The following is a 14,290-nucleotide window of genomic DNA, read 5'->3' as shown; positions in this document are numbered from 1 at the left end:
ACCAGTCGGTATACGACCATCATGCCCCGTCCGCGGGCAGAATGGCCGCATGCAGCTACCCGTGATGCCTCCGGTCCCACCGATGCTGGCCAAGGCGGTGAAGCAGATCCCGGACGGCGACGTCAGCTTCGAGCCGAAATGGGACGGTTTCCGATCGATCGTGTTCCGCGACGGTGACGAGGTCGAGATCGGCAGCCGCAACGAGAAGCCGATGACCCGGTACTTCCCGGAGCTGGTCGAGGCGATCAAGGCGAACCTGCCGGAACGCTGCGTGATCGACGGCGAGATCGTGGTGATCGGCGCGTCGGGGGACCGGCTCGACTTCGAGGCGCTGCAGCAGCGGATCCACCCGGCCGCGTCGCGGGTGAAGATGCTGTCCGAGACCACGCCGGCGCGGTTCGTCGCGTTCGACCTGCTCGCGCTCGGTGACACCGACTACATGGAGCGACCATTCGCCGAGCGTCGCTCGGCGCTGGAGGAGGCGCTCGCACCGGCGAAGGCGCCGATCCACCTGACCCGGACGACGACCGACAAGGCGCTGGCGACCGACTGGTTCCACCAGTTCGAAGGCGCCGGGCTGGACGGCGTGATCGCGAAGCCGCTGCAGGGGCTGTACGAGCCGGACAAGCGCACGATGTTCAAGATCAAGCACGAGCGGACGGCCGACTGCGTGGTAGCGGGCTACCGCGTGCACAAGAGCGGCCCGAACCGGATCGGCTCGCTGCTGCTCGGCCTGTTCAACGACGAGGGCGTGCTGGCGAGCGTCGGCGTGATCGGCGCGTTCCCGATGGCGCGGCGCGAGGAGTTGTTCGAGGAGCTGCAGCCGCTGGTCACGGACTTCGACGACCACCCGTGGGCCTGGGCGAAGCAGGAGGAAGGCAACCGCACGCCGCGCAACGCCGAGGGCAGCCGCTGGCAGGCCGGCAAGGACCTGAGCTTCGTCCCGCTCCGCCCCGAACGGGTGGTCGAGGTCCGCTACGACCACATGGAGGGCGTGCGCTTCCGCCACACCGCCCAGTTCGTCCGCTGGCGCGACGACCGGACGCCGGAGTCGTGCACCTACGAACAGCTGGAAGAGCCGGTCAAGTTCGCGCTGGACGACGTCCTGGGCTGAACACCGGCCGACGCGTTCGACGAGACAGAGTTCGCAGGCTCAGAGCAGCGAGAAGTTCGACAGTTCGGAGCCGCTCCAGGTCGGCGATCAGTTCGCGACCTCGTCCAGGAGCCGATCGACGCCGTCCGGGGTCAGTCCCAGGCCGGGGAACGACGCGATGCTGCTGATCGGGAAGTTGCCGATCAGCTTCAGCAGGTCGGGGTTGCCGAGAATGCCCCGCGGGTTGCCGTCGGCATCGACTCCGACCAGCTCGCGGAGCGCGGCGGCGCCGGCCGGGTGGGCCAGCCATTCCTCGAGCGTCGCCATCGCGTCGAGGCGGGGGAGTAGGGGCGGCGCGTCGACGTCCAGGCTGGTGGTGAGGCGCAGATCGCGGGACGAAGCACCGACGGCGACCTCGAAGGTTCCACCTTCGAGGACCCAGCCGCCGTGCGCGGAGGACCAGTAGGACAGATCACCCGAGCTAAGGGTGAAGTCGACCGTGAGGGTCTCGCCGGGGTCGAGGTCAACCTTCTGGAAGCCCTTGAGCTCGCGCACCGGACGCCGTACCTGCGCGACCGGATCGCCGACGTACAGCTGGACGACCTCCTGGCCCGCGCGGTCGCCGGTGTTGGTCACCCTGCAGCTGAGGTTGATGCCGAGATCCCCGTCGGCGGCGCTCCCGGTCACGGAAACGTCGAGTTCGTCGTACGCGAAGGTCGTGTACGACAGCCCGTGCCCGAACGGGTAGCTGACCGCGGTCCCGAGCGCGTCGTAGCCGCGGTAACCGACGAAGACTCCCTCGCCGTACCGGACCGAGCCGTGTTCGCCGGGGAAGTTCAGGTATGACGGGGTGTCCTCGAGCCGCAGCGGTACCGTCTCGGCGAGCCGCCCGGACGGGTTGACCTTGCCGAGCAGCACGTCGGCCACCGCGCCGCCGGCGGCTTGCCCGCCGAGCCAGCACTCGACGAGCGCGGCCGCATGCTGTTCCCAGGTCGACAGCCGCACCGCCGACCCGTTGCTGAGGACAACGATCAGCCGGGAGTTCACCGCCGCGAGCCGGGGGAGCAGGGCCAGCTGATTGGCCGGCAGGTCCAGATGCGTCCGGTCGAATCCCTCCGACTCGTCCGCGGCCGGCAGCCCGAGGAAAACGAGCACGTGGTCCGCCCGCGCCGCGAGTTCGACGGCCTCGTTCGCCAACGTCTCGTCCTCGGCGGTGTCCAGCGTGAATCCGGCGCTGAACTCGAGACCGACCTCGGCGGGCAACGCCGCACGCAGCTCGTCGAGGGCGTTCTCCACCCGGGTCGGATTGACCTGCGAGCTGCCCGCGCCCTGATAGCGCGCGGTCCGGGCGAACTCCCCGATGACTGCGACCACCTCCCCAGCAGCCGGTTCCAGCGGCAGCACCGCGTCGTCGTTCCTCAGCAGTACGACGCTCGCGGCCGCGGCCTCCCGGGCGAGCGCGTGATGCGCGTCGACGTCGAAGTCGGGCCCTGGTTCGGAGGGTGCCTGCTCGGCCAGCCGCAGCACGCGAGCGACGGCGCGATCCAGGACCGCCTCGTCGAGCCCGCCCGACTGAACGGCGCTGACGATCGCCGCGTCGCTGATCCCCAGCTTCGGCGGCATCTCCAGGTCGAGCCCGGCCGCCAGCGCCGCCACCCGGTCGTGCACGGCACCCCAGTCCGACATCACCAGCCCGTCGAACCCCCACTCGTCGCGCAGTACGTCGGTGAGCAGCCAGCGATGCTGCGACGCGTGGATCCCGTTGATCCGGTTGTACGAGCACATCACCGTCCACGGCCGAGCGCTGCGCACGACCCGCTCGAACCCGGCCAGGTAGATCTCCCGCAACGACCGCTCGTCCACCTCCGCGCTGACCCGGAGCCGATCGGTCTCCTGGTTGTTCGCCGCGAAGTGCTTGACCGACGCGCCGACACCCTGGCTCTGCAGCCCGTCGACCAGCCCGGCTCCGAGAACGCCGGAGACGAACGGGTCCTCCGACAGGTACTCGAAGTTCCGCCCGCACAGCGGAGATCGCTTGATGTTGATGCCTGGGCCGAGGACGACGCCGACGCCCTGAGCGCGCGCCTCCACGCCGATCGCCGCGCCGACCCGCCGGACGAGCTCGACGTCCCACGACGATCCCAGCGCGCTCGCGGTCGGGAAGCAGGTCGCCGGCAAACTCCCGCCGATGCCGACGTGATCCCCTTCGTCGAGCTGCCGCCGCATGCCGTGTGGTCCGTCGGCCAGCATCACCGCCCGTACGCCGAGCCGCTCGACCGCCGCGGTGTGCCAGAAGTCCGACCCGAGGCACAGCGCGGCCTTCTCCTCGACCGTCAGCCGCCCTATGATCCCGCCGTCCGCATCCATGCCGATCCTCCTCGTCGCCGGCCCAGCTAACCACGCGGCGCCCGCTCACCGTCCTCCCGCGTGCCGACCGAGCTCGCTGTGAACCCATCGCGCTGGACAGTGAACCCCGCTCAGCGGACAATTTCGGGCATGACCTCCGGCCTCGAACTCTCACGTCCCTCGGACCGTGAGCGGGACCGCGCGCTGGAGATCCTCCGTGAGGGCGCGGGCACCGGCCGGCTGTCGCAGGACACGTTCGTCCGCCGGATGAACTTCGTGCTCGGCGCCCAGAGCCGCCGCGAGCTGCGGTCCGCGACGCACGACCTGCCCGGTCGTGAACCGCGGGTGATCGAGTGGTTCCGCGAGCTGATCTCCCGGTTGCCGCGGGTCAGCCTCACCCCGAAGGCGACGCTGCCCGGCCTGGCCCTGCCGCCGCCCGGTTCGCCCACGATCCGGATCGGCCGGGGTCCCGGCGCCACGCTGCGGATCGCCGACGTCTCGGTCTCCCGCCGCCACGCCGAGCTGCGGCACGTCGGCGACGGGTGGATGGTCCGCGACCTGAACTCGATGAACGGCACCCACCTCAACGGCTCCCGTATCACCTCGCCGACGGCCGTCCGGGCCGGCGACATCCTCCAGTTCGGCTCGGTGCTCTACACCCTCACCTGGACCGACCCCCGCTGATACCGGTACGCCGTACCGGCCGGGTCTACCGGTCGAGGTCGAGGTCGCCTGGCTCGATCCCCTCGGCGTCGTCGTAGGCGTCGTAGTCGGACTCGGCCATCAGCTGGTCGAGGATCTCGCGCTGCCGCGCCTTGAGCCGGCGTTTGAACGCGAGTACGTGCTCCAACTGGACCCAGTCGACCGAGTCGTCGGAGCGGAAGGGGACCTCACCGGCGGCGACGTAGGTGCGCAGCTCGTCCTCGGCCATGTCGATCGCCGCGGCCGCCTCCCGCAGCGGCAGCTCGTGCCGGAGCACGGTCACCTGCACCGCGAACCCTTCGCGCATCGCCGTCTCGACGAACAGCAGCGCCTCGACGACCTTTGGCGGCACCTCGTGCCGGTTGCCCTGGGCATCGATAATCGCCGGGCCGTCCGGGACCAGGCGCCGCTCCTGCTCGGACAGCAGGAACACCTCGGACTGGCTCGGCGGGACCTTCATGCCGGGGAGTGTAGGGGAGCGGGCGGCCACCGGGAACGACGAACCGGCGGCCGCCTCGATGACAGGCCGGACCGCTGGTCAGGCGGCCCCGCGTCCTCAGCCGCAAGGGTCGAGCACCGTCGGATGCGCGCCCGGATGGGCGTTCCACCAAGGGCGCCGGGTCGCGTTCTCGGTGATGGTGGCCCGGTAGATGTCGACAAAGGCCTGATGGACGCGGTCGATGTCCTGCTGGGTGGTGTGGTCGGTCCGCCAGCGCAGCGTACGGCGCCAGGTCAGCGGCTGATCGCGCAGCGGGCGGACGACGGTGTTCGGGATCTCCCGGACGGTCGGTGCGCACAGGCTGATGCCGCGGCCGGCGCCGATCAACTGCTCGATCTCGTTGGTGTCGAGATTCGCGTAGCGGAACTGCGGCGTGAAACCGCCGACGGTCTCGCAGACGGTCCGCAGGTAAGCGAGATCCCCGTCCTCCTTGCCCGCCGGCGGGCAGATCCAGATGTCGTCGGCCAAGTCGGACAGGTCCACAGCCTCCGCGTCCGCGAGCCGATGCGTCGACGGAAGCGCCACGGCGAACGGTTCCGGGTAGACCATCGTCTGCTCGCGCACCCCGTTCGGGCACGGCGGCGCATGCAGGTCGTCACATCGCCCCAGCATGATGACGTCGACGATGTCCGCCGCGAGCATGTCGGTCAGTACGGCGCACGACGTGTCGACCTGGGTGCTGATCTCCCGTCCGGGCAGCACCTCCTCCAGCCGGGACAGCCACGCGCCGAACATCACCGTGCGCATCGAGCCGAGCCGCAGCGGCCCGGCGCCGATCGTGTAGCGGCGGCTGCTGCCGACCAGGTCGTCCATGTCGGCCAGCATCGAGCGCGCCCGGCCCAGGACGTGCTTGCCGAGCGGAGTCGCCTCCACGCCGTACGGGCCGCGGGCGAACAGCGGTCCGCCGATCGCCTCTTCGATCCGGTGCAGCTGGGCGGTCAGGGACGGCTGCGAGACGCCCAGCGCGGCCGCCGCCTTCGACACACTGCCGCTGTCGGCGAGGCGGCAGACCACCCGCAGATGCCGTAGCTCCAGCTCCATAGCGGTGAGGTTATGCCCTGCTGGGATATCACAGCCAGAACTCGCGGGTGCCAATCTCTTGGCACAGAGGACCCCGGGCGTTCACCTGCCCAGTCCCCACCCCGGGCTCCTCGAACCCCGCCGTCGGCCGATCGGCCTGCAGCCCCCGGCCGACGGCGGGGTCCCGCCCCGTATTCAGTGAGGAAGTGTCCCGTGAAGAGCACAGCCCTGCGCACCGTCGCAGCCGGTTGCGTGCTGAGTCTCGCGGCCGCCGCCACCGCGGTGGTCGCGACCAGGCTCCCCGCAGCCGACGCCCAGGCCGACCCACCGGTCAATCCCCGCGCCGCGGCCCTGGCGACGGCCGACCGGCTGGTCGAGGGTCGCGCCGCCGAGCTCAAGGCGAGCCCGGGCGACCAGTTCGTCCGTCAGCAGGACATCAGTACGCCGTGGGGTCTGCAGTACGTCGCCTACCAGCGCACGTACTACGACCTGCCGGTGATCGGCGGCGACTTCGTCGTGACAACCGATGCCAAGGGCAACACCCGGGGCATCTCCGTCGCCCAGCAGCGGTCGATCGACGTGAACCGTCACCCGGTCGTCAGCAAGGCGGCCGCGAAGAAGGCGGCACTGATCGCGCTCGACCAGGCCAAGGCGGCTCCTGGCGATCCGACGCTCGTCGTGTACGCCGGTGGCGCGAAGCCGGTGCTGGCCTGGGAGGCCGTGGTCCAGGGCCGCGACCACGGCGAGGACAGCCGGCAGAAGGTGTACGTCGACGCACGCACCGGCAAGGTCGTGCACGCCATCGAGCAGACGGCGTCCGGCACCGGCACGGGCGTGTGGAACGGCGGCAACCTGTCGTTCGGGACGACGCAGAGCGGTTCGTCGTACACGATGGCCGATCCCGGCCGGCCGAACCTGCGCTGCGCCGACTACAGCACGGGCACGGTCTTCTCCGGCTCCGACGACCTCTGGGGCAGCACCTCCAAGACCGACAAAGAGGCCGGGTGCGTCGACGTCATGTACGTCGCGACCGGCGAGTGGAACATGCTCAAGGACTGGTACGGCCGCAACGGTCTGGACGGCCAGGGCCGGTGGGCCGACGCGCTGGTCGGGCTGGGCGACGTCAACGCGTACTGGGGTCACCAGAGCAACCCCGACGGCGTGGTCTTCGGCTACAACAACAACCGGCAGTGGATCACCGGCACCGACGTCGTCGCCCACGAGTACGGGCACGGCCTGGACGCCAAGACGCCGGGCGGCATCTCCGGTCACCCGTCGCAGGAAGCGGTCGCGGACATCTGGGGCACGCTGACCGAGCACTTCCTGAACAACCCGAACGACACGCCGGACTACGAGATCGGCGAGGAGATCAACCTGCAGGGCGCGGGGCCGATCCGGTACATGTACGAGCCGGCCAAGATCTCCGGGCACCCGAACTGCTACTCGACCAGCCTGCCCTCGTCGGTGCACGCCGCGGCCGGGCCGATGAACCACTGGTTCTACCTGCTGGCCGAGGGCAGCAACCCCGGCAACGGCAAACCGAGCAGCCCGACCTGCAACAACAGCACGCTCACCGGAATCGGTCACAAGGAGGCCGGCAAGCTGTTCTACAACACGATGCTGGCCAAGACCTCCAACATGAGCTACCCGAAGTGGCGGGTGGCGACGCTGGCCGCGGCGAAGAACCTGGACGCCAGCTGCGCGCTGCACGTGAAGGTCAAGGCCGCCTGGGATGCCGTTGCCCTGGGCACCCAGTCCGGCGAGGCGACCTGTACGCCGTCCGGCAACGACTTCACGCTGTCGGTGTCCCCGGCCAGCGGATCGGTGAAGCCGGGGGAGTCGGCGACGGCAACCGTGAACACCGTGATCGGCAGCGGTTCGGCGCAGACCGTGCAACTGACCGCGACCGGACTGCCGAGTGGCGCGACCGCGTCGTTCGAGCCGGCCTCGGTCCAGTCGGGCAACTCGTCGACACTGACCGTGCAGACGTCGTCCAGTACGCCGGAAGGCAGCTACACCGTCACGATCACCGGTGACGGCACGGCCGTCGACCGGACGGCGACGTACCGGTTGACCGTCGGCGGGTCCGCCCCGCCTGCCGGCGTACCGGATGTCGACGTGGAGCAGGTGAAGGCGCACCTGGTCGCGCTGCAGCAGGCGGCCGACAGCAACGGGGGAAACCGTAGGGCCGGCTCGGCGGGCTACACGGCGTCGGTCAGCTATGTCGAGCAGAAGCTGCGGGCCGCCGGGTTCACCGTCGTCAAGCAGCGCTGCACGAACTGCACGTACCCGTCGGACAACCTGATCGCCGACTTCCCCGGTGGGGACGCCAACCAGGTGATCATGCTCGGCGCCCATCTCGACAGCGTGAGTGCCGGTGCCGGGAGCAACGACAACGCGTCCGGCTCGGCCGTCGTCCTGGAGACCGCGCTGACGCTGGCGGCGAAGAACCCGACGCTGGCCAAGCACGTGCGGTTCGGCTGGTGGACCGACGAAGAGCAAGGACTGAACGGCTCGGAGTTCTACGTCGGGCAACTGCCGTCGACCGAGCGGTCCAAGATCAAGGCGTACCTGAACTTCGACATGGTCGCCTCGACCAACGCCGGGTACTTCGTCAACAACATCACCAGCCCGACCGGCCAGGTGCTGAAGGCGTTCTACGACGGACTGAACCTGCAGCCCGAGGAGAACACCGAGGGCGCCGGGCGTTCCGACGACGCGTCGTTCAAGAACGCCGGGATCCCGACCAGCGGAGTGGCCGCCGGGGCGAGTGCCCGCAAGACCACCGCCCAGGCACAGAAGTGGGGCGGTACGTCGGGCTCGGCGTACGACCCGTGCTACCACGGCTCCTGCGACAAGTACCCGTCGAACATCAGCGCGACGGTGCTCGACCGGAGCGCCGACGCAGCGGCGTACGGGCTGTGGAAGCTCGCGGTCAGCGAGACGCCGCCGGCGGACAACGACTTCTCGCTGTCGCTCGACCCGGCCTCGCGATCGGTCGCGGCGGGTGGCTCGGCGCAGACGACCGTTCGCACCGCGACGACCAGCGGTGAGGCGCAGACCGTGCAACTCGCGGCGAGCGGTCTTCCGTCCGGTACGACGGCGTCGTTCTCGCCGTCGTCGGTGACCTCCGGCGCCTCCTCGACCCTGACCCTGGCGACGTCGGCCACAACGCCGGCCGGGACGTACCAGGTGACGGTCAAGGGCACCGGAGCAGTCAGCCACGAGGTGACCTTCAGCCTGACAGTGACCGGTACGTCGACCGGCACGGTCACGGTGCAGAACCCCGGCAGCCAGTACGGGTTCGTCGGCTTCCAGAGCTTCCCGCTGCAGATCCGGGCAACGGCGAGCTCCGGACAACCGGTCACCTTCCGCGCGACAGGACTTCCCCCTGGCCTGTCGATCAGCGCAACCGGCACGATCACGGGGACTCCGACCAGCCGCGGTTCGTACCGGGCAACAGTGACTGGCACCGACGGTGGCGGGGCGTCTGGCACGACCACTTTCGGCTACACGATCTGGTGACCATCCGCGGTTGAGAGCTCCGGGCCGTCCACCAGGCGGCCCGGAACTCGCCCGTGAAGCCGTCGGCGCGCGGCCGGGCTCCCCGGTCTTGAGGCGCTCGGGGATCTCGGCTCTAGGTGAGCAGCACCACCTTGCCGGCGGTTTCACGGTTCTCCAGGGCGCGGTGTGCATCGGCGGCCTTGGCCAGGGGGAACGTGGTCACCAGCGGGAGCCAACGTCCCTCGGCGGTCTCGGTGAGCGCCGTCGTCTCCAAGTGCCGCAGCCGGCGCATCAGCTTCGGTCCGATCGCCCAGGTCGCGCTGAGACCGCGCTCCATCAAAGTCTGGGTGGTGATCTCGACCGGCCCTCCGCCTGACCATCCGAACATCAGGATCCGACCGCCGATGCCCAGCAGCTCGAACGCGCGTCGCCCGCTGTCTCCGCCCACGCCGTCGAGCACCACGGTGAGATCGCGCTCTCCGAGGTTCTCCTGGACCTGCTCGACCCAGTCCGGCTGGCTGTAGTCGACGACGATCTGCGCGCCGAGCTCACGGACCTGCCGGGTCTTCTCCGGTCCGCCGGCCAGGCCGACCACGGTTGCTCCGGCGTTCCGCGCGCTCTGGACGAACAGACTGCCCATCCCGCCTGCGGCTGCGGTGATCAGGACGACGTCCTCGGCTGTGATGGCGGCCTGCTCGAGGATCGCGGTGGCGGTTCTCCCTGTCCCGATCGAGGCCACCGCGTGGGCGGCGTTCACGTGGTCAGGGATCTCGTGCACCGACTCGACGCGGGCAACCGCTCTCTCGGCGTAGCCGCCGGGTACCGGGCCGAGATGGACCACGGCCCGCTTGCCGATCCATCCGGTCTCCACGCCGGGGCCGACCGCCTCGACCCTGCCCGCGACCTCGCGCCCGGGGATCGTCGGCAGCATCGGGGGAGGGACCGGTCCGCCGCCCGCGGTGCCCTGCCGGAGTGCGGTGTCCAGCAGGTGCACCCCGGCGGCCTCGACGGCGATCAGCACCTGCCCGGCCGTGGGGACCGGATCGGGCACTTCCTCGTACGTCAGGTTGTCCGCCGGCCCGAATTCGTGCAGCCTGATCGCCCGCATGGTGTTGTCTCCTGTCGTCGGTGTGAATCGCGGTCGACGCTAGGACCTGAACTTCGCTTGAGGTCAAGAGTGATGATTCTGCCCCCGCTTCGTTACCTTGTGTATTAAAGTTCGGTCCGGGAGGAACGACGTGGCGAAGATCTTGAAGGGTGCGACCGCCCAGGAGACGCACAGCGCGATCCTGGACCTGATCCGCTCCAGCGGCACGGTGACACGCGTCGCGCTGGCCGACCGGTCCGGGCTGACCGGCGCGTCGATCTCGCGGGTGGTCAAGCAGTTGCTGGCCGAGGGCCTGATCGTCGAGACCGGGCTGGGCGATCCGACCGGCGGTAAGCGGGCGACTTTGCTGCAGTTCAACCCTCGCGCGCGGCACGCGGTCGGCATCTCGATCGACACCCTCAGTACGACGTACGTGGTGACCGACATGAACGGCCGGGTGATCGAGCAGCTGTCGTCCAAGGGCATCGGGCGCGACACTCCGGCGACGGTGATCACGCGGCTGGTCGGCGAGCTCGAGGACCTGATCCAGCGCGCCGGCATCGAACCGAGCACGTTGGTCGGAGTCGGGGTCGCCTTGGCCGGGCGGCAGGGGAGCGGTGCGCAACTGCTGCGCGCCGATCGCGAGCGCTACGCGTGGGAACCGTTCGCCGTTCAGGGCCAGCTCAGTCAGGCGATCGACCATCCGGTGGTCGTCGAGAACGACTCGACCTGCGCGGCGATCGGCGAGTTCTGGGCCGGCCGCATCCCGTCGGCCAACGACTTCGCCACGCTCTACCTGGCCGCCGGCTTCGGCCTCGGCCTGGTCACCAACGGCGACGTCTACCGCGGCTCGTCGTCGAACGTCGGCGAGATCGGCCACATGGTGCTCGAGGTCGACGGCCCACCCTGCTGGTGCGGCGGCAACGGCTGCCTGGAAGCGCTCGCCGCGCCGGCCCGCGTCGTCGAACTGGCCCAGCAAGATCGCGCTCTCGCCAAGGATCTCGGTCTGCGGGGCAAACGCACGTCCGTGCGTACCGACTTCGCCCGCATCGCCCAGCACGCCGCGGACGGCGACGCTCGCTGCCTGCAGCTGATCGAGCAGTCCGCCCGCTATCTCGCGAAGGCGTTGCTCTCGATCACCAACCTGCTCGACCTGTCCCAGATCATCCTGGCCGGCCCGGGCTTCAGCGAGGCCGGGGACATCTACATCCGCGCCGCCACCGAGGAGATCAACCGGCTGTCGTTCGTCCGGGCCATTCACCCGACCCGGGTGGAACTGTCGAAGCTAGGTCCCAGTGCCGCGGCCCTCGGAGCCGCGTCTTTGGTCCTGCACAGTCAGCTCACTCCGCACCAGACTTCCAACCGAGCGATGACCAACTGACGCACGAGGCGTGCGGGGAAAGCGCGCGCAGAGTGAAGCGGGGGGAAGCTGCGGGGGAAAGCGGAGCGCGAGGAGTGCGGAGCGCGGGGGCGGCCGACGCACGGGCCGAAGCGCCGGGAACGCTGACGCATAGGCGGAAGCGCGGGGACGGGGCACAGCCCGACCCCGCGCTGTCCGCGCCGGGCGTCAGCTTGTGAGGAAGGTCTTCAGCCACAACCCGCTGTTCTTGACCGTGCGCTTCTGCGTTTCGTAGTCGACGTGCACGAGCCCGAAGCGCCGCGTGTATCCCCACGACCACTCGAAGTTGTCCAGCAGCGTCCACGCGAAGTACCCCTTGAGCGGTACACCTTCGGCGACGACCTGGGCGGCCGTGGTCAGGTGCTGCTCGAAGTACGTCTGCCGTTCGGTGTCCTCGACCGTGCCGTCGGCGGTGACCTCGTCGGGATAGGCCGCGCCGTTCTCGGTGATGTAGAGCGGGAGCTCAGGGGCCAGCGTGTTGATCTGGCGCAGGATGTCGCGCAGGCCGTTGGGGTCGATGCCCCAGCCCATCTGGGTCTTGTCCAGACCGGTGTCGACGGCAACGACGTTCTCGCTGCCGGGTTGCGTGGTGGGAACACCCGGAGCGGCGACAGGACCTTCGTCGGGAGCGGCCACCGTGGACGGGCAGTAGTAGTTGACGCCCAGGAAGTCGAGCGGCGCCGAGATCACCGGCAGGTCCGCGTCGAAGCGGCCGAACCACTCCGCCGTCCCGGTGTCCTCCAGGACGTCCGACGGGTACTTGCCCAGCAGCAGCGGGTCCAGGAACATCCGGTTGCGCAGCCCGTCGACGCGGCGCGCGGCGTCGCGGTCGGCGTCCGAGTCCGAGGCGGCGTACACGGGCGCGGGGTTGAGCGCGATGCCGACCGTGTTGGTAGGCGTCTTGATCGCCTCGAGCGCCAGGCCGTGACCGAGCAGCAGGTGGTGGACGGCCTTGAGGGCGTCGGCACCTTCGGTCCGGCCCGGTGCGTGCTCGCCGTTGCCGTAGCCGAGGAAGGCCGAGCACCAGGGCTCGTTGAGCGTCATCCAGTGCGAGATCACGTCGGAGAGCGCTCCCTGGGTGAGCGCCGCGTAGTCCCGGAAGCGTTCGGCGGTGTCGCGCACGAGCCAGCCGCCGGCGTCCTCGAGCGGCTGGGGGAGATCCCAGTGGTAGAGCGTCGCGTACGGCGTGACGCCGTTGTCCAGGCAGGTCTCCGCGATCCGCCGGTAGAAGTCGAGGCCGGCCTGGTTGGCCGCGCCGCTTCCGGTCGGCACCACCCGCGGCCAGGCGATCGAGAACCGGTACGCCTTCAGCCCGAGGTCGGCCAGGATCCGGATGTCGTCGGCATAGCGGTGGTAGTGGTCGTCGGCGACCTCGCCGGTCGAGGAGTCGGCGATCTTGCCCGGCGTCGCGGCGAAGGTGTCCCAGATGCTCGGCCCCCGGCCGTCCTCACGGATCGCGCCCTCCACCTGGTACGACGCGGTCGCGGCACCCCAGACGAAGCTGCCGGGAAACCCGGATCGCGCGTTCGCGGGCGCGGGTGAGGTCGAGGGAGTGGTCATCGGGTTCCTTCCAGCCAGTGGGTACGGTCGGGCATCAGTTCGGACAGGCGGGTGGTCAGCTCGTCGGGGATCTCGGTCTCCAGCGCGGCGACCAACTGGTCGACCCGTGCGGGCTTGCTGAAGCCGACGACCGTGCCGGTGATCCGCGGGTCGTTCACGGAGTGCTGGAGCGCGGCCGTGGCCAGGGCGATCCCGTACTCGCGGCAGGCCTCGTCCATCCGCGCCACCGCGTCGAGGGTCGCGGCGGGCGCGTCGCGGTAGCCGTACTTGCTGGAGCTGCCCTGGGGGTTCGCCAGGATGCCGCCGCCGTAGATCGCGGCGTTCACCACGGCGAGACCACCAGAGAGCGCTTTCTCGATCAGGTCTTCGGCGCTGTGGTCGACCAGACTCCACCGGTTGTGTACGAGCAGCACCTCGAAGCCGCCGAGATCGAGATAGCGGGCGAGCTCGTGCACGTTGCCGCCGGCCAGACCGACATGCCCTATCTCGCCGTCGTCGCGTAGCGTCATCAGCGTCGCGACGGCGTCCCGCATGCTGTCGAAGTCGTGGAACTCCGGATCGTGCAGGTAGACGAGCGGTAAATGGTCGAGCCCGAGCCGCTGCTTGCTCTCGGCGACGCTCGCCCGGACCCGGGCCCCGGAGTAGTCGTCGCCGAGCGCGTCGACCTTCGTCGCAACCAGGAACCCCTCCGGCAGCCCGTCGCTACCCGTCTCGCGCTCCAGCGGAACCCCGCTGGAACCGCCCGCGCGCTCCGGCGAACCGCCCTCGCCTCCGCCGTCGCCGCTCGCCTGGGCACGGGCCGCGAGCGCCCGGCCGATGCGCCGCTCGCTCTCGCCGTCCCCGCCGTAGCCATTCGAGGTGTCGATCCAGGTCAGCGGGCCGTCGAGCACCCGGTCGATCACGGCGACCGCCTCGTCCTGGCTCACCTCGTACCCGAAGACCTCGGGCATGCTCGCGAGCAGGGCGCCGCCGGCGCAGACGGCGGACACGGTCAGTCCGGTGGATCCGAGCGGCCGGAGCCAGTCGTCGGTCGAGGGATCAGTCACGAGGACCAACTTTCGGGAGGTCGGTGGATGAGCG

At 69.9% G+C, this 14,290-nt stretch carries 10 protein-coding genes; 4 read left to right on the top strand and 6 right to left on the bottom strand.

Annotated elements, in window-relative coordinates:
* Nucleotides 1-49 precede the first annotated feature (49 nt).
* Nucleotides 50-1,114, top strand: a complete 1,065-nt coding sequence (locus ACQPXM_RS21305; RefSeq protein ID WP_432935670.1) for an ATP-dependent DNA ligase — start codon at nt 50-52, stop codon at nt 1,112-1,114.
* A gap of 87 nt (nt 1,115-1,201) precedes the next feature.
* Here the strand turns inward: ACQPXM_RS21305 and ACQPXM_RS21300 are convergent, their stop codons facing one another.
* Nucleotides 1,202-3,460 carry a glycoside hydrolase family 3 C-terminal domain-containing protein gene (locus ACQPXM_RS21300; protein WP_432935668.1) on the bottom strand — a complete coding sequence of 753 codons (2,259 nt, stop codon included), beginning with the start codon at nt 3,458-3,460 and terminating at the stop codon, nt 1,202-1,204.
* A 129-nt stretch (nt 3,461-3,589) separates the two neighbouring features.
* On the opposite strand from ACQPXM_RS21300, the gene ACQPXM_RS21295 reads away from it, so the two are divergent.
* Complete coding sequence (locus ACQPXM_RS21295) at nt 3,590-4,123, top strand: FHA domain-containing protein (protein WP_432935666.1); 534 nt, start codon at nt 3,590-3,592, stop codon at nt 4,121-4,123.
* A gap of 25 nt (nt 4,124-4,148) precedes the next feature.
* On the opposite strand, the gene ACQPXM_RS21290 is transcribed toward ACQPXM_RS21295, so the two are convergent.
* Both ACQPXM_RS21290 and ACQPXM_RS21285 read right to left on the bottom strand, forming a co-directional pair.
* Complete coding sequence (locus ACQPXM_RS21290; RefSeq protein WP_432935664.1) at nt 4,149-4,601, bottom strand: hypothetical protein; 453 nt, start codon at nt 4,599-4,601, stop codon at nt 4,149-4,151.
* 96 nt (nt 4,602-4,697) lie between these two features.
* Nucleotides 4,698-5,681, bottom strand: a complete 984-nt coding sequence (locus tag ACQPXM_RS21285) for a LysR family transcriptional regulator (RefSeq protein WP_432935662.1) — start codon at nt 5,679-5,681, stop codon at nt 4,698-4,700.
* A 192-nt stretch (nt 5,682-5,873) separates the two neighbouring features.
* Here ACQPXM_RS21285 and ACQPXM_RS21280 point away from each other — a divergent pair, with 192 nt between their 5' ends.
* Nucleotides 5,874-9,185, top strand: coding sequence for a M28 family peptidase (locus ACQPXM_RS21280; protein ID WP_432935660.1), 3,312 nt, complete (start codon nt 5,874-5,876; stop codon nt 9,183-9,185).
* Nucleotides 9,186-9,297: 112 nt separating this feature from the next.
* Here ACQPXM_RS21280 and ACQPXM_RS21275 read toward each other — a convergent pair whose 3' ends face one another.
* Entirely contained in the window at nt 9,298-10,272 is a 975-nt protein-coding gene (locus ACQPXM_RS21275) for a zinc-binding dehydrogenase (RefSeq protein ID WP_432935658.1), read from the bottom strand.
* Nucleotides 10,273-10,402: 130 nt separating this feature from the next.
* Here ACQPXM_RS21275 and ACQPXM_RS21270 point away from each other — a divergent pair, with 130 nt between their 5' ends.
* On the top strand, nt 10,403-11,632 hold the full coding sequence (locus ACQPXM_RS21270; protein WP_432935656.1) for an ROK family transcriptional regulator: 1,230 nt from the start codon (nt 10,403-10,405) through the stop codon (nt 11,630-11,632).
* Between the two features lie 186 nt (nt 11,633-11,818).
* Here ACQPXM_RS21270 and ACQPXM_RS21265 read toward each other — a convergent pair whose 3' ends face one another.
* Entirely contained in the window at nt 11,819-13,210 is a 1,392-nt protein-coding gene (locus ACQPXM_RS21265; protein ID WP_432935654.1) for a GH1 family beta-glucosidase, read from the bottom strand.
* Nucleotides 13,207-14,256 (bottom strand): aldo/keto reductase, encoded by a 1,050-nt coding sequence (locus ACQPXM_RS21260; protein WP_432935652.1) that lies wholly within the window; start codon nt 14,254-14,256, stop codon nt 13,207-13,209. The genes ACQPXM_RS21265 and ACQPXM_RS21260 overlap by 4 nt, the downstream gene beginning before the upstream one ends.
* Nucleotides 14,257-14,290 lie beyond the last annotated feature (34 nt).

It is taken from the genome of Kribbella sp. CA-253562 (assembly GCF_050942265.1).
Lineage (GTDB): Bacteria > Actinomycetota > Actinomycetes > Propionibacteriales > Kribbellaceae > Kribbella.
The sequence above is the reverse complement of the archived record's forward strand: the minus strand, read 5'-3'. Positions and strand labels throughout refer to the sequence as shown.